The organism is Pseudomonas sp. GM55, from assembly GCF_000282395.1.
Classification (GTDB): Bacteria; Pseudomonadota; Gammaproteobacteria; order Pseudomonadales; family Pseudomonadaceae; genus Aquipseudomonas; species Aquipseudomonas fluorescens_CC.
In genome coordinates, this window is the sequence record NZ_AKJJ01000137.1 from 78373 (window position 1) to 94296 (window position 15924).

Below are 15924 nucleotides of genomic sequence, written 5' to 3' on the forward strand. Positions count from 1 at the left end.
ACTGGAGATTGGCCATGATCGGCTTCGCCTCGCCACAAACACTCGTTACCCTGCCCATCCGCCCTTCGGTGGATGATCTGTATTCGCGGATCCTCGATGCCATTTTCGAACAGCGCATCCATTCGGCCAGCCGCTTTACGGAAGAAAGCCTGGCGCAGATGTTCGGTGCTCGACGCAGCGACGTGCGTGATGTGCTGACGCGACTGTCCCATCAGCAAATCATCCTCCTTCGAGTCAACCATCGTCCCCGCGTCGCCGAACTGGATGCCGAGCAGACCCGGCAGACCCTGCATGCCCGGCGGCTGGCCGAGATCATGCTGGTGCGGCTGGCGTGTCAGCGACCCTGCGCGCAAGGCCTGAAACGCCTGCGTGCCCTGATCGAAAGAGAGCGCCAATGCAAGGAGCGTGGTCCATCGATTCGGTTATCGGGGGAGTTTCACTTGCAACTGGCCGAAATGGCGGGAAATGCACCGCTGGCGCATTTTCTTGGCAACCTGGTGCCGCTGACTTCGCTGGCGATTGCGCAGTGTGAGGAGCAGACGCACAGTTGTTGCGCGTGGCAGGAGCATTTGGCGATTGTTGATGCTGTTGAACGTGGAAATGCTGCGACGGCGGCCATGCTGATAGACCGGCATCTGGATCATCTGGAGCAGACACTGCTCAATACACCCCGTGAACATTGTGTTGCCGGCTAGATCGCATCGCGGGCAAGCCCGCTCCCACAGTGTTCGAGGGTAAGCACAGACTTTGTGTTCAACCAGAAACCTGTGGGAGCCGGGCTTGCCCGCGATGGCGTCCTCACAGACGCCATAAAGCTTCAGACCGCCGCCACCCGTGCAAACCCCTCACGAATTTTCTCTTCCGGTAGCTCGTCGGCAATGAACACGATCACGCTTTCGCGGGTTTCATCGTCGGCCCATTCGGTATCCCAGTCGAATCCGTAAAGCTTCAAGACGCCCTGAAACACCATGCGCCGCGGTTCGCCGAGGATGTTCAACACGCCTTTGTAGCGCAGCAACTGCTTGCCATGCTCCTCCAGCAGCTCGTTCATGAACTCGCTGAGCTTATCGATATCCAGCGGCTTTTCAGTGCGCAGCACCAGGCTGGAAATGCGGTCGATTGACGGCGCCTGGCTGACCGGTCGCAAGCTCACACCTCCGCCAAGGTCGGCGTTGAGATTGAAACCGCGCACGTCGAGCAATTCCGCCAGGTCGATCTTGCCGTGGTCGACCACGCGGATCGGGGCGCGACGGTTGATGCGGGTCAGGCGCTCGCTCAACGTGATGAAGGTCGGCTCGTCCACCAGATCGCGCTTGCTCACCAGCAAGCGGTCGGCGAAACCGATCTGTGCCTGGGCGATGGTCTGGGTCAGGTGCAAGTCGGCATGTGCCGCATCGACCAGCGTGATGATGCCGTCGAGGATATAGCGCTCGCGCAATTCTTCGTCGATGAAAAAGGTCTGCGCCACGGGCGCCGGGTCGGCCAGGCCGGTGCACTCGATCACCAGGCGGTCGAAGGCGATGTCGCCCTGGTCCAGACGCTCGAGCAACAGATACAGCGCCTTGGTCAGGTCCGTATGGATGGTGCAGCAGACGCAGCCGTTGGACAGCGTCATCACTTGTACCGGTTCATCGCCCAACAACTGGGTGTCGATGCCGGCGTCGCTGAATTCGTTCTCGATCACGGCAATCTTCAGGCCGTGCTCGGCCTTGAGCAGGTGACGCAACAGGGTGGTCTTGCCAGCGCCGAGGAAGCCGCTGAGGATCGTGACCGGGATGGGTGTGAGCAAAACAAAAATCTCCCCTACGCTTAAAAAACTGTAGGAGCGAGCTGGCTCGCGATGAACGCAAGGTCGACGCGTGTATTCAGAAAGCACGCGTTATCGTTGTCGTCCATCGCGAGCCAGCTCGCTCCTACAAGATCAACAGCACTTCGGCCCACCCTTGCCACCGTAACGGGCTTCCTGACGCTCGCGAAAGAACATCTCATAGCTCATTACCGGTTTGTCCGGGTGCTTGGTCTGCATATGCTCGACGTAGTTGTCGTAGTCGGGCATGCCGACCATCAGGCGCGCAGCCTGACCGAGGTATTTACCCAGGCGACTCAGGTCATTGAACATGCTGCAATCCTCTGGTTACGCATCCGGCAGCGCCTGGAATGGCGATTCTTTATCCGTACGCTCTTTTTTACCCCAGGCGGCAATACCGACCTTGAGTGCATAGAACAGGATGCTGAACACCACGAACAGGAACAGCGCGGTCAGCGTTGCGTTGGTGTAGGCGTTGAAGATCACGTGCTGCATCTGGGTGATGTCCTTGGCCGGGGCGAGGATCTGACCGTTGGCCAGGGCATCGCTGTATTTTTTGGCCAGGGCGAGGAAGCCTATGGCCGGGTTGGCATCGAACAGCTTGATGAAGCCGGCGGTGGTGGTGCAGACCAGCAGCCACACGGCTGGCAGCATGGTGACCCAGACATAGCGTTGGCGCTTCATCTTGATCAGTACCACGGTGCCGAGCATCAGCGCGATACCGGCCAGCATCTGGTTGGAGATACCGAACAGCGGCCACAGGGTGTTGATACCACCCAGCGGGTCGATCACCCCTTGGTACAGCAGCCAGCCCCACATGGCCACGCAACCGGCGGTGGCGATCAGGTTGGCGGTCCAGGATTCGGTGCGACGCAGGGCCGGCACGAACGAGCCGAGCAGGTCCTGGAGCATGAAACGCCCGGCACGGGTACCGGCGTCGACCGCGGTCAGGATGAACAGCGCTTCAAACAGGATCGCGAAGTGATACCAGAACGCCATGGTGTTTTCACCCGGCAGAACACTGTGCAGGATCTGCGCGATCCCCACCGCCAGGGTCGGCGCACCACCGGCACGGGCCAGGATGGTGGTTTCACCGATGTCGTGGGCCACCGCTTGCAACGCTTCCGGCGTGATGGCAAAGCCCCAGTTGCTGACCGCTGTTGCTACCGCCACCACATCACCGCCGACGACCGCGGCCGGGCTGTTCATGGCGAAGTACACGCCCGGTTCGATCACCGAGGCGGCGACCATCGCCATGATGGCCACGAACGACTCCATCAGCATGCCGCCGTAACCGATGTAGCGAGCGTTGGTTTCGTTATCCAACAGCTTCGGCGTGGTGCCGGAAGAGATCAGCGCATGGAAACCCGACACCGCACCACAGGCGATGGTGATGAACAGGAACGGGAACAGACCGCCCTTCCATACCGGACCGGTGCCGTCGATGAACTGGGTCAGGGCCGGCATTTTCAGCTCGGGCATGGTCACCAGGATGCCGATGGCCAGGGCGACGATGGTGCCGATTTTCAGGAAGGTGGAGAGGTAGTCACGCGGCGCCAGGATCAGCCACACCGGCAACACCGCCGCGACAAAACCGTAGCCGATCAGCATCCAGGTGATTTGTACGCCAGTGAAGCTGAACGCCTTGGCCCACACCGGATCAGCGGCAATCTGCCCGCCGAGCCAGATCGAACCGAGCAGCAACAGCACGCCGATCACCGAGATTTCACCGATGCGACCGGGGCGGATGTAGCGCATGTAGATGCCCATGAACATCGCGATCGGGATGGTCGCCATCACCGTGAAAATACCCCAGGGGCTTTCGGCCAGGGCTTTCACGACGATCAGCGCCAGCACCGCGAGGATGATGATCATGATCAGGAAGCAGCCGAACAGCGCGATGGTGCCGGGGATGCGGCCCATTTCTTCACGGACCATGTCGCCCAGGGACCGGCCGTTGCGGCGGGTGGACATGAACAGGACCATGAAGTCCTGCACCGCACCGGCCAGCACCACGCCGGCGATCAGCCACAGCGTGCCGGGCAGGTAGCCCATTTGCGCCGCCAGCACCGGGCCGACCAGCGGACCTGCACCGGCGATGGCGGCGAAGTGGTGACCGAAAAGAATGTGTTTGTTGGTCGGAACGTAGTCCAGACCGTCATTATTGAGCACAGCGGGAGTGGCCCGGCGTGCATCGAGTTGCATGACATTGTTGGCGATGAACAGACTGTAGTAGCGATAGGCGACCAGATAGATGGCCACGGCAGCGACCACAATCCACAAGGCGTTGATGGCCTCGCCTCGGCGCAATGCCACGACACCCAAGGCACACGCACCTACGATTGCCAGCACCAGCCAAGGCAGATGGCGTAGCGGGCTATTATTATTTTTCATTTTATTATTCCAGCCAGAGTGGACAAGAAAGACAGCCACCCCGAGTTTAGCGCTCCTGACGGCAAAGGCCATACCCCGACATTGGTCTAGACACCTGCACGCGCTGGCAGCCGTTGATCAGGCGGGTCTATAGTCAGCGTACATTTCCGAGGATCGCGCCATGAGCGAGCACCCTGCCGAACGTCGCCGCTTCAAACGTATTGCGTTCGATGCCCGAACCGAGCTGAGTCAGGGGGAGTCCACCTGGCCGGTGAAGTTGCTTGATCTGTCGCTCAAGGGGTTACTGATCGAGCGACCCGCCCCGTGGTTGGGCAATCCGCAGCAGGATTTTCTGGTCGACATTCATCTGAGCGAAGAGGCCGACATCACCATGGATGTACAACTGGCCCACGATGACCATGGCCAACTCGGCTTTGTTTGCCTGCACATCAGCCTGGAATCCATCGAACGCCTGCGGCGGTTGATTGAGCTCAATCTCGCTGATCCACGGGAGCTGGAGCGAGAACTCGGTGCGCTGATCGAGATCTAGCCATAAGCTCGCTCCCACAGGTTTGTGTTCCACCTGCAAGTCACTCGAACAATGCGTCGAGCGCCTGCTCCAAGCGGGTAACCGCGATGATCTGCAACCCTGCCGGCGCCTCTTTCGGCGCATTGCCCTTGGGCACAATGGCCCGCTTGAAGCCGTGCTTGGCAGCTTCTTTCAATCGTTCCTGACCGCTAGGCACCGGACGCACCTCACCGGACAGCCCGACTTCACCGAACACCAGCAGATCGTGGGGCAACGGCCGGTTGCGCAAACTGGACATCACCGCCGCCATCAACGCCAGGTCGGACGCCGTTTCCAGCACCTTTACCCCACCAACCACGTTGAGAAACACGTCCTGATCGTGGGTCGGAATGCCACCGTGACGGTGCAGCACCGCCAGCAACATCGCCAGCCGGTTCTGATCCAGCCCCAGCGTGACTCGACGCGGGTTGGCCAGGTGACTGTCGTCCACCAGCGCCTGAACCTCCACCAGCATCGGCCGCGTGCCTTCCCAGGTTGCCATCACCACACTGCCTGGGACTTCTTCCTGGGCACGGGTCAGAAAAATCGCCGACGGATTGGAGACTTCTTTCAGGCCCTTGTCAGTCATGCCGAACACGCCCAGTTCATTGACTGCACCGAAGCGGTTCTTCACCGCCCGCAGCAGACGCAGGCGCCCATCGGACTCACCTTCGAAATACAGCACGGTGTCGACCATGTGTTCCAGCACCCGAGGGCCTGCCAGCGCGCCTTCCTTGGTGACGTGGCCCACCAGGAAAATCGCCGTACCGCTCTGTTTGGCATAACGCACCAGCAACGCCGCGCTTTCACGCACCTGGGATACACCACCCGGTGCCGATTGCAGTTGTTCGGTAAAGATCGTCTGGATCGAGTCGATCACCATCACCCTGGGCTTTTCCTGACGGGCCGTGGCAATGATGGCTTCGATGCAGGTTTCGGTCATGACCCGCAGTTGATCCTGAGGCAACCCCAGGCGCCGTGCACGCATGGCCACTTGCTGCTGAGACTCCTCACCGGTGACGTACAGCGCCGGCATGCTCTTGGCGAGGTTGCACAGGGTTTGCAAGAGAATGGTCGACTTGCCGATGCCGGGGTCGCCACCGATCAGCACCACCGAGCCATCCACCAGACCACCACCCAGAACCCGGTCGAGCTCGCTGGAAGCGGTGGAGAAACGCGGAATTTCTTCGACACTGACTTCGGCCAGGGTCTTGATCTGCGCCTGCTGGCCGGCCCAGCCGGTACGACCGCTGGGGGCAGCTGCCCCGCCGCTTTCCACCATGGTTTCGGTGAGCGTGTTCCAGGCCCCGCACTCTGCGCACTGGCCGGCCCATTTGGGGAAGGTTGAACCGCACTCGGTGCAGCCATACATACGCTTGGCCTTGGCCATCGGAGCTCCCGGAAAAAAACGCGATGATAGCTCAGCCAAGGCGTGCGAGTGCGGTCAGAAATTGCGCAACCCTTTTGATGATTTCAAATAGCACTCATCAAGTGCTGGCATGTTGAGATACACACCCGACAAAGCCTTGTATAAGTTTTTTGCACTATATGGCCAACAAGTCCTAGAGACACGCTCTACTGTGCCATTTTAAAACTTATACAAACATTATTCATTGACATACTTAATGCACAACTCAGAAAACACTCACACAAAACGCAGCACCAACCGAGAGAAACACACACTTGTTACACACAAAAGAACTAACTAAATAGTTCAAGCAACTGCCCGATCAACTTTAACGCCCCGATTCAGGGACGATCTCTAAACCTTGGCTCCCTCATACAAGCGACGCCATTTCGCAAAAAAAACGTCATATACGAACTCCGCAGAAGGCCTGGCCGCCCTTCAGATGAGATCAATCGGAGAGTTTTTCAGCACCGCCCGGGTCGATTGCAGGCAAGCACAAGAGGCGGTTGATGCGAGCAGGATGCGATTTGCTGATTTACACTGCGTTCATCTACCTCATCTGTAACAAGGAAATAACCTATGGGCGTGCTAAACGAGTTCAAGGCCTTCGCGGTCAAAGGCAACGTGGTCGACATGGCCGTCGGCATCATTATCGGTGCGGCCTTCGGCAAGATCGTTACGTCGTTTGTCGGTGACCTGGTCATGCCACCAATCGGGATGCTGATCGGTGGCGTGGACTTCACTGATCTGGCCATAACGCTCAAGGCAGCGGAAGGCGCTACTCCGGCGGTGGTGCTAGCCTATGGCAAATTCATTCAGACCATCATCGACTTCGTCATTGTCGCCTTTGCGATTTTCATGGGCGTCAAGGCCATCAATCGCCTGAAGCGCGAAGAGGCCGTGGCCCCTAGCCTGCCGCCGGTTCCCACCAAGGAAGAAGAGTTGCTGGGAGAAATCCGCGACTTGCTCAAGGCCCAGAACAACCAGCCCTGACTGCATTAGCGAGAAAAACGGCGCCTTAGAGGCGCCGCTTTTCTTACCAGAAGTTTTCCACCGCCACCTGGCCGGGTCGCCGACTGAGACTCAAGTGCATGTCGCGCTGCTTAAGCAGTTTGCGCGTGTCATCGATCATCTGCGGATTGCCGCACAGCATGACCCGTGAGTGTTCAGGCGTCAGTGCAACACCCGCGACGCGCTCCAGCTCACCGTTTTCAATCAGCGTGGTGATCCGCCCGTTCAATGCGCCAGGATGCTGCTCACGAGTGACCGTGGTGATCAATTGCAGTTTGTGTGCGTACTCCGCCAGGTACTCACGTTGCGTCAGCCCTGCGATCAGTTCCTGATAGGCCAGTTCCCGGGCTTCGCGAACACTGTAGACCAGGATGATCCGCTCGAATCTCTCCCAGACTTCGAAGTCCTGGAGTATTGACAGGAACGGCGCCAGACCCGTACCTGTGGATAACAACCACAGATCGCGTCCATCGACAAAACGGTCCAGTGTCAGGTAGCCGAAAGCCTGGCGGTCGACCAGCAATGCATCGTCAACGCCCAGGCGGCTCAGTTCGCTTGTGAACTCACCGCCCGGTACGACAATGGAGAAGAACTCGAGAAACTCGTCAAAGGGCGAGGACACCATGGAGTAGGCACGCCATACCGTGCTGCCGTCGGCCTTGGTGACGCCCAACCGGGCAAACTGCCCCGCCCGAAAACGAAACCCTGCATCCCGGGTGGCGCGCAGGGTAAACAGATTCGGGGTCAACGGATGAACCTCGCGCAAGGTCTGACGCGTAAATTTTTCTTCACTGACGGACATGGAAGGCTCCAATCAAAAGACACCCCAGTGTCCCGCAAAGAAAGCAGCGTAACCACCGACAATTTGTAGTGACATTAATCTGCACCGCTTACTAAATGAGACACACAACCCTGCATATAAAATGACATATGGCATTTTATAACTCATCGATTACCTAAGAACCTGAAATACACTTTTCCAACAGTCAAAAGAGCAATTTTGTTGCACCAGCGCCATAGGAACTGTCCTACACTCGTGTCGTGCTGGATCCTGGATCCAATACTGCACCCAGAAGACACACTTATGGAGATCATTCTATGGAGATCTGGAAAGAGTCACAGCTTAAGCAATTGGTGCATACGCAAGAGATCAATGCTGCCTATCGAATCGCACTCAATTTCGCCACGAACATTGGATATAAATTCTGTGGTTTTTCAGTTACTTCGAACTCAGTCGAAGTCGACGACAGCACAGTGAACCTGAACAATTTTCCCCATGAGTGGAATATTCAATCTGAGAAAAACAACGCCACGCAAACAGATCCAGTAGTGGCGCATTGCAATCATTCACTATTGCCTGTTCTCTGGAGCGAAGAGCTTTTTTCCAAGACACCATGGCTATGGCAGTTGCTGCAGCAACAAGGTTTGCAGCATGGCTGGTCCCAGGCAATCCACGATGAGGAAACCGGTCTGCGCAGCATTCTCAGCATGGCCAGAAGCCACTGCCCGATTTCAGCCTATGAGCTGTACGAGAATCTTGGGTTCTCGGTGTTCATCAGCCGCCATCTGCACGCTCTGGCGATCGCAATGCAACCGAAAAAACCGACTCCCCCTCAGCCCCCACCCTTGTCACGGCGGGAACTTGAAGTATTGAAACTGTCCGCCGATGGCAAGACGGCCTATGAAATTGCCAGGATCCTCAGTTTGAGTGAACGCACAGTCAACTTTCATGTACAAAGGTCTATCGAGAAGCTCGGCGTCAACAACAAGATTGCGGCAGTCATCGCCGCGGCCCGGTCCGGAGCCATCTGAAAGCATCCGACTGGGGAAAACCTGCGGGTAATCCAAGGTAAAAAAACGTACCATTTGCGATCCTTCTTGAGTGTTGACGTGTAGTCCTTCACGACGCAGTACACTCGGACGGCTCCGCCCGCTCCAACGCCTTAGGGCAGCGGGACATCCGTTGATTACCCAGAGCCCCGCCCCATGCCTTTGCTCGAAACACCCTTCGCCAGCCTCGACCTGATCCGCCAACCCGAACAGCAGAACGAACCGCTGCAAGCTTTCGATGCGGCCGATGAATACCTGCTCAATCATCTGGCCGAACAGCAGCCGGCGTCAGACACCCGGGTATTGGTCCTCAATGACAGTTTCGGCGCGTTGGCGGCCAGCCTGGCGGGCAAGGTGCGGGTGGTCAGCAGCGGTGATTCGTTCCTGGCTTTCCAGGGCCTGGAAAAGAACCTGGTGCGCAACGGCCTGGCGTTTGATGCGGTACCGGGCATCCCTGCCAGCGAGCCCCCTGTCGGGCCGTTCGACTGCGTGCTGATTCGTGTGCCGAAAACCCTGGCGCTGCTGGAAGAACAACTGATACGCCTGCAAGGCCAACTGGCACCCGGCGCCCAAGTGGTTGCCGCGGCCATGATCAAACATCTGCCCCGGGCGGCGGGTGACTTGCTGGAGCGTTACATCGGCCCCGTGCAAGCCTCGTTGGCCGTGAAGAAGGCGCGGCTATTGATTGCCACGGCTCAAGACACAACGCCAGCCGTATCGCCTTACCCGACGCGTTACAGACTCGACGAGCCGGCTATCGAACTGCTCAACCACGCCAATGTGTTTTGCCGCGAAGGTCTGGACATCGGCACCCGGGCGTTTTTGCCACACCTGCCGAAAAATCTCGGCACGGCGCGGGTCGCCGATCTCGGTTGCGGCAACGGCGTTCTGGCCATCGCCAGCGCCCTGCAAAACCCCGAGGCCCACTACACCCTGGTGGACGAATCGTTCATGGCCGTGCAATCGGCCCGCGAAAACTGGCGCGCAGTGCTGGGTGAACGGGAAGTGACCGTGCGAGCCGGCGACGGCCTGGCCGGCCAGGAAGCGCAATCGCTTGATGTCGTACTGTGCAATCCACCGTTTCACCAGCAGCAAGTGGTGGGCGACTTCCTGGCCTGGCGGATGTTCCAGCAGGCGCGTGAAGCGTTGGTCGTGGGCGGCGCGCTGTACATCGTCGGTAATCGTCATCTGGGTTACCACAGCAAGCTGGCGCGATTGTTTCGCGGTGTCGAGCAAGTGGCGGCCAATCCGAAGTTCGTGATCCTCAAGGCACGCAAGTAACAGGCAAAAAAAACCCTCCGGGCGGAGGGTTGTGAATCCGTGCTCGAAAGCAACGGGATGGGATGTCTGGTGTTTAGTGCGTCGTCAGGCCGGCCGCGCTCATGAACAGACGCATCAGGCTGGCGACGATGAACAAGGCGCCCACGCTACCGGCCCAGATCAGGGCCAACCAGCCGAGTCGCTGCCACAGCGGTTTTTTTTCGGCTTCTTCAATGTCGTGCAAGGAATCTTTGCCGCTCATTGCTTTGATCCTCCTTCAGTGCGGTGGCGCCGCTCGCGGCACCACTGCCGGGTTCCACGGGGCTAGTGATAGCCGTCTTCATGGGTGACCTTGCCGCGGAACACGTAGTAGCTCCAGAAGGTGTAGCCCAGGATGAACGGGATGATGAACAGCGTACCCACCAGCATGAAGCCCTGGCTTTGCGGCGGCGCGGCGGCATCCCAGATCGAGATCGACGGCGGGATGATGTTCGGCCACAGGCTGATGCCCAACCCGCTGTAACCGAGGAAGATCAGCACCAGTGTCAGCAGGAACGGCGTGTAGTGCGCATTGCGGGCCACGGCGCGGATCAGGCCGTACATCGTCACCAGCACCAGAATCGGCACCGGCATGAACCAGAACAGATTCGGCATGGTGAACCAGCGTGCGGCGATTTCTGCGTGGGCCAACGGGGTCCAGATGCTGACGATGCCGATCACTGCCAGCAGCACGAAAGCCAATGGCCGTGCCAGGTCATGCATCTGTTCCTGCAACTTGCCTTCGGTCTTCATGATCAGCCAGGTGCAACCGAGCAACGCATAGGCCACCACCAGCGCCGCACCACAGAACATCGTGAACGGTGTCAGCCAGTCCAGTGAACCACCGGCGAACTGCCGATTGGCCACCGGCAGCCCATCGATGAACGCGCCGAGCGCAACGCCCTGGAAGAACGTCGCAGTGATCGAGCCACCGATGAACGCCTTGTCCCACAGGTGGCGTTTGTCGTCCCTGGCCTTGAAGCGGAACTCGAAGGCGACACCGCGGAAGATCAACCCGATCAACATCAAAATCAGCGGCAGATACAACGCCGAGAGCACCACCGAATAGGCCAGCGGAAACGCGCCGAACAACGCCGCGCCACCCAACACCAGCCAGGTCTCGTTGCCGTCCCAGACCGGGGCGACGGTGTTCATCATCACATCGCGATCGGTCTTGCCCGGAATGAACGGGAAGAGAATGCCGATGCCCAGGTCGAAACCGTCCATGACCACATACATCATGATGCCGAAGATGATGATCACGGCCCAGATCAGCGGAAGATCAATACCCATGATTCAAATCTCCTTGGTCAGGCTGTGGTCGGCATCGGCGTGATCGTCGTCGGCTGCGGACAGCGGACGGGCCGGTGTGCGTTTCTGGCCGGGACCGCCGTCGTTGGTTTCCTTGCCTTCGTCGATCTTCGGCCCCTTGCGCACCAGGCGCATCATGTAGCCAAGACCGGCACCAAACAGCGCGAAATAAACCACGACAAACAGGATCAGGGTGATGCTCATCTGCATGAAACTATGGTTGGACGAAGCATCCGCCGTACGCATCAGGCCATAGACCACCCACGGCTGACGGCCGATTTCCGTGGTGAACCAGCCGGCGAGGATCGCGATCAGACCCGACGGCCCCATCCACAACGCCAGGTACAGGAACGGCCGCGAGGTGTAGAGGGTGTCACGCTTGCGCAGCCACAGGCTCCACAACCCGGTGAAGATCATCAGCATGCCCAGGCCCACCATGATCCGGAACGACCAGAACACAATGGTCGAGTTTGGCCGGTCTTCAGGCGGGAACTCCTTGAGCGCCGGCACCTGTTTATCCAGGGAGTGCGTGAGGATCAGGCTGCCAAGATACGGAATCTCGACGGCGAACTTGGTTTTCTCCTCCTTCATGTCCGGCCAGCCGAACAGGATGAGCGGCGTCGCCTCGTTGCCGACGTTTTCCCAGTGGCCTTCGATCGCGGCGATTTTCGCCGGCTGATGCTCTAGCGTGTTGAGGCCGTGGAAGTCACCGATGACCGCCTGGATCGGCGCCACGATCAACGCCATCCACATCGCCATTGAGAGCATTTTGCGGATCGCCGGGTTGTCCTTGCCGCGCAGCAGATGCCAGGCCGCGGAGGCACCGACGAAGAAAGCCGTGGCAACGAACGCCGCCGTGGCCATGTGCATCAGGCGATACGGGAACGAGGGGTTGAAGATAACTGCCAGCCAGTCGGTGGGTATGACTTGACCATTGGCGATCTCGAAGCCCTGCGGGGTCTGCATCCAGCTGTTGGAGGCGAGAATCCAGAAGGTCGAGATCAGCGTACCGATAGCGACCATCACGGTGGCGAAGAAGTGCAGGCCACGCCCGACCTTGTTCCAGCCAAACAGCATGACACCGAGGAACCCGGCCTCGAGGAAGAATGCCGTGAGCACTTCATAGGTCAGCAACGGCCCGGTCACCGAACCGGCGAAGTCCGAGAAGCGGCTCCAGTTGGTGCCGAACTGATAAGCCATTACCAGACCGGAAACCACCCCCATGCCGAAGTTGACGGCAAAGATCTTCGACCAGAAATGGTAGAGATCACGGTAGGTGTCGTTATGGGTTTTCAGCCAGAGGCCTTCGAGTACCGCCAGGTAACTCGCCAGGCCGATAGTGATGGCCGGAAACAGGATGTGGAACGAGATGGTGAACGCGAACTGGATTCGGGCGAGATCAAGTGCCTCTAAACCGAACATAAGTCTTCCTCTGTCAGGTAGTACGGCTGCTGGCTGGAAGCCTGCACCCACGGCCCCCACGGATATGGAGTGTGGCGAATCCCTTTTTGTTCTTTTTTGCACGCATCACAACGCAGGGAGTCTGGCCTTGCGGCCGCCGGATCAATTCCTTTTGCGGGTTTTGATCTGGATCAATCAACGTTGAAAGAGTAGTCCCATTTCAGGGGATGAACCGCGTGGTCTTTTGCCGCGTGACAAGTTGCCTCATGGCTTCTGTTATCTGCTGCAACACATTCCCTATGGGAGCTCCGCAGAAATCGATGTCTGGCTAACTAAATTTATTGTCATGGCAACTTCCTGTTACAGGTTGATGCTAATCTCGCCGTTCCCCTCTCCCCAGATTTTCCCGCAGATGCCCAGCCAAGAGCCCTTGCTGTTACGTCACCATCGCCCTTTTCTCGCGTTCTGGCTGGCCCGGGTATTTACCGCCAGCGGCTTCCAGATGCTCACCGTGGCCATCGGCTGGAACCTGTATCAATTGACCGGCAACGTGCTCGATCTGGGTCTGGTCGGCCTGGTCGAGTTCGCCCCGCGCGTGCTGTTCATGCTGCACACAGGGCACGTCGCCGACCGCTATGACCGGCGCAAGGTTGCGGCGATCTGCCAGTCCTTGCAGGCACTGATCGCCCTGTCGTTGGCCATCGGCAGCGCGACCGACCATGTCACCCGGGAAATGATCTTCATCCTGGCCTTCCTGCTCGGTGCCGCTCGCTCCTTTGAAATGCCGACCACTCAGGCCCTGCTGCCGAGCATCGTGCCCAGCGCATTGTTTCCCCGTGCGGTGGCCGCCGCGCAATCGGCCCAGCAATCGGCAACCATCGTCGCTCCGGCCCTCGGTGGCCTGCTCTACGCCTTCGGCAGCGTCTGGGTGTATGGCCCGACGGTGCTTTTGTATGTCATCGCCTGTTCGCTGATGCTCAACCTGCCAGCCCGGCAAACCCCGCTGAACAAGGGCAAGGCCACGCTGGATTCACTGCTGGCGGGCATTCGCTTCATCCGCAGCCGTCCGGACATTCTTGGGGCGATCTCCCTCGATCTGTTCGCGGTGCTATTGGGCGGTGCGACGGCGTTGTTGCCGGTGTTCGCCAAGGACATCCTGCTGACCGGCCCGTGGGGCCTGGGTCTGTTGCGCTCGGCACCGGCAGTGGGTGCGCTGCTGATGTCGCTGCTCCTGGCGCGGTTTGCCGTGGAGCGCAATGTCGGGCGGGTGATGTTCACCGCCGTGGGCATCTTCGGCGTGGCAACCATCGCCTTCGGCCTGTCGACCTCGTTCTGGTTTTCCCTGGCGGTGCTGGTGGTGCTGGGCGCGGCAGACATGATCAGCATGGTGATCCGCGCCTCGTTCGTTCAACTGGAAACCCCGGACGAAATGCGTGGCCGGGTCAGCGCCGTGAACGGTCTGTTCATCGGTGCCTCGAACCAGTTGGGCGAATTCGAATCGGGCCTGACCGCCCACTGGTTCGGTACCGTGCCAGCGGTGGTCATGGGCGGGATCGGCACGCTGGTGGTGACCGGGGTGTGGGTCAAACTGTTCCCGACCCTGGCCAGCCGCGATCGCATGCACGTGGCTAAAGATGAAGAGAAGGAAGAAGCGAAAGTCCAGGCAGGCTAAACCAACAACTCCCCCGCCACCGCCGCACGTGTGGCTTTTCCGCAGAGTTGTTCCACCAGCGCCAGGGAAAATGCCAATGCGGCAGCCGAGCCCTGGGCGGTGATGCAGTTGCCATCGACCACTACCGGTTGATCGACGAAGTTACAGCCCAACAGTTGATGGCTGGCCGATGGCAGACAGGTCATGCGCCGTTGACGCAAAACGCCAAAGGCTTGCAGCGCCACGGCGGGCGCTTCGGCGATGCCGGCGAACAGGCGACCGGCTGCCGCCTGATCCTTGATCAATTGTTGCAGGGGTTGGTGTGCTGCCAGGTGCTGCGAACCCACCGCACCACCCGGCAAGACGATCAGGTCGAAGGGTTGCGCCAGCAAGTCCACCAGCATCGCATCGGACGTCAGGCGTGTACCCCGGGCGCAGGTGAGCATGCGCCGCCCTTCGATACTGGCCACCACCACTTCTATTTTGGCGCGGCGCAGTACGTCGATCAGGGTCACGGTTTGCAGGTCGTCGGTGCCCTCGGCGAGGGCAATCAAGGCTCTAAAGGTCATCGGGTACTGTCCACGGAATGATCTTTTAAGCGTAGTCAGCTTTCCTGAGCCTTGTTCGATACGTGAGGTTGGTTACTGGATATAAAGCTGCGTCGACATGGTATTGCCGGGCGCGTTGATCGAAGTATTGCTGAAGGTCAGTGTGCCTTCCTGTTTGCCCGCCAGATCGAGCGCATACAAATAGCCGACGGTTTTTTCCCCGGGAGTGCAGCTGGTCAGGTTGCCGTTCTTGAACGCACAAACTGGTGTGCGGGTGCCATTCACTTCGAAACCGTCCAGGGCGACATGGGCCTCACGCCCATAACCCACTTCCAGCACGTACACCATAATGTTCGGGCCAATGTGATCGCAGCGAGTCCGGGCTTGCCCTTCGTCGATGTCCTCGACACCACAGGACGGCGACGCGACCTTGAGCACTTTCAATTGCGTCAATGGCGCAGCCGAGGCCGCAACGGCCGTTTGCGCCCCGACAAACAACGCCATGCATACTCCGAAGGCGGCAACCAGACGCTTTTTCATGCAGGACCCATCCACCCCAAAAAAACAGCGCGCAGTATGGCGCACTTGGCTTTGTCGCAAAACATCGACGACGATCACCGCCATAAGCAGCCATATTCCCAAGCTACTGGTATGATGCGCGGCTTTTTCCGGCCCACAGTAATTTCCAGGCGCGTTCTGCTGCCTGTGCTTTGCTGT

16 protein-coding genes are annotated in these 15924 nt (G+C 59.0%); 6 read left to right on the top strand and 10 right to left on the bottom strand.

From position 1 onward, the window contains the following. Nucleotides 1-14: 14 nt before the first annotated feature. Entirely contained in the window at nucleotides 15-695 is a 681-nt protein-coding gene (locus PMI31_RS26140; protein WP_008022540.1) for a GntR family transcriptional regulator, read from the top strand. A 122-nt stretch (nucleotides 696-817) separates the two neighbouring features. Here PMI31_RS26140 and yjiA read toward each other — a convergent pair whose 3' ends face one another. From yjiA to PMI31_RS26155, 3 genes are all read right to left on the bottom strand, one after another. Further along, on the bottom strand, nucleotides 818-1789 hold the full coding sequence (gene yjiA / locus PMI31_RS26145) for a GTPase (RefSeq protein WP_008022542.1): 972 nt from the start codon (nucleotides 1787-1789) through the stop codon (nucleotides 818-820). A 132-nt stretch (nucleotides 1790-1921) separates the two neighbouring features. After that, nucleotides 1922-2119 carry a YbdD/YjiX family protein gene (locus PMI31_RS26150; RefSeq protein WP_007895266.1) on the bottom strand — a complete coding sequence of 66 codons (198 nt, stop codon included), beginning with the start codon at nucleotides 2117-2119 and terminating at the stop codon, nucleotides 1922-1924. Nucleotides 2120-2134: 15 nt separating this feature from the next. Continuing rightward, nucleotides 2135-4201 (bottom strand): carbon starvation CstA family protein, encoded by a 2067-nt coding sequence (locus PMI31_RS26155; protein ID WP_008022544.1) that lies wholly within the window; start codon nucleotides 4199-4201, stop codon nucleotides 2135-2137. A 160-nt stretch (nucleotides 4202-4361) separates the two neighbouring features. Between PMI31_RS26155 and PMI31_RS26160 the strand changes: the two genes are divergently transcribed. Next, nucleotides 4362-4730, top strand: a complete 369-nt coding sequence (locus PMI31_RS26160) for a PilZ domain-containing protein (RefSeq protein WP_008022545.1) — start codon at nucleotides 4362-4364, stop codon at nucleotides 4728-4730. 40 nt (nucleotides 4731-4770) lie between these two features. Here the strand turns inward: PMI31_RS26160 and radA are convergent, their stop codons facing one another. Further along, on the bottom strand, nucleotides 4771-6138 hold the full coding sequence (radA, locus tag PMI31_RS26165; RefSeq protein ID WP_008022547.1) for a DNA repair protein RadA: 1368 nt from the start codon (nucleotides 6136-6138) through the stop codon (nucleotides 4771-4773). 597 nt (nucleotides 6139-6735) lie between these two features. Between radA and mscL the strand changes: the two genes are divergently transcribed. Next, complete coding sequence (gene mscL, locus PMI31_RS26170) at nucleotides 6736-7149, top strand: large-conductance mechanosensitive channel protein MscL (RefSeq protein ID WP_008022549.1); 414 nt, start codon at nucleotides 6736-6738, stop codon at nucleotides 7147-7149. Nucleotides 7150-7192: 43 nt separating this feature from the next. Here mscL and PMI31_RS26175 read toward each other — a convergent pair whose 3' ends face one another. After that, nucleotides 7193-7969 (bottom strand): ferredoxin--NADP reductase, encoded by a 777-nt coding sequence (locus PMI31_RS26175; protein ID WP_008022551.1) that lies wholly within the window; start codon nucleotides 7967-7969, stop codon nucleotides 7193-7195. Between the two features lie 296 nt (nucleotides 7970-8265). Here PMI31_RS26175 and PMI31_RS26180 point away from each other — a divergent pair, with 296 nt between their 5' ends. Together PMI31_RS26180 and PMI31_RS26185 are read left to right on the top strand one after the other, a co-directional pair. Then, entirely contained in the window at nucleotides 8266-8979 is a 714-nt protein-coding gene (locus PMI31_RS26180; protein ID WP_008022553.1) for a helix-turn-helix transcriptional regulator, read from the top strand. 174 nt (nucleotides 8980-9153) lie between these two features. Next, complete coding sequence (locus PMI31_RS26185; RefSeq protein ID WP_008022555.1) at nucleotides 9154-10278, top strand: methyltransferase; 1125 nt, start codon at nucleotides 9154-9156, stop codon at nucleotides 10276-10278. 73 nt (nucleotides 10279-10351) lie between these two features. Here the strand turns inward: PMI31_RS26185 and PMI31_RS30410 are convergent, their stop codons facing one another. The 3 genes from PMI31_RS30410 to PMI31_RS26195 form a co-directional block, all read right to left on the bottom strand. Continuing rightward, a complete protein-coding gene (locus tag PMI31_RS30410) occupies nucleotides 10352-10519 on the bottom strand; it encodes a DUF2474 domain-containing protein (RefSeq protein ID WP_008022557.1) in 168 nt (55 codons plus the stop codon). 62 nt (nucleotides 10520-10581) lie between these two features. Beyond that, entirely contained in the window at nucleotides 10582-11589 is a 1008-nt protein-coding gene (cydB, locus tag PMI31_RS26190; RefSeq protein ID WP_008022560.1) for a cytochrome d ubiquinol oxidase subunit II, read from the bottom strand. Nucleotides 11590-11592: 3 nt separating this feature from the next. Further along, complete coding sequence (locus PMI31_RS26195) at nucleotides 11593-13029, bottom strand: cytochrome ubiquinol oxidase subunit I (protein WP_008022562.1); 1437 nt, start codon at nucleotides 13027-13029, stop codon at nucleotides 11593-11595. A 391-nt stretch (nucleotides 13030-13420) separates the two neighbouring features. Between PMI31_RS26195 and PMI31_RS26200 the strand changes: the two genes are divergently transcribed. Continuing rightward, a complete protein-coding gene (locus PMI31_RS26200) occupies nucleotides 13421-14680 on the top strand; it encodes an MFS transporter (RefSeq protein ID WP_043302663.1) in 1260 nt (419 codons plus the stop codon). On the opposite strand, the gene PMI31_RS26205 is transcribed toward PMI31_RS26200, so the two are convergent. Together PMI31_RS26205 and PMI31_RS26210 are read right to left on the bottom strand one after the other, a co-directional pair. Next, nucleotides 14677-15228: a DJ-1 family glyoxalase III gene (locus tag PMI31_RS26205; RefSeq protein WP_008022565.1), complete on the bottom strand. Its 552-nt coding sequence runs from the start codon at nucleotides 15226-15228 to the stop codon at nucleotides 14677-14679. The two genes, PMI31_RS26200 and PMI31_RS26205, sit on opposite strands and share 4 nt — an antisense overlap. A 72-nt stretch (nucleotides 15229-15300) precedes the next feature. Beyond that, nucleotides 15301-15747 (bottom strand): DUF4879 domain-containing protein, encoded by a 447-nt coding sequence (locus tag PMI31_RS26210; protein ID WP_043302664.1) that lies wholly within the window; start codon nucleotides 15745-15747, stop codon nucleotides 15301-15303. Nucleotides 15748-15924: the final 177 nt, after the last annotated feature.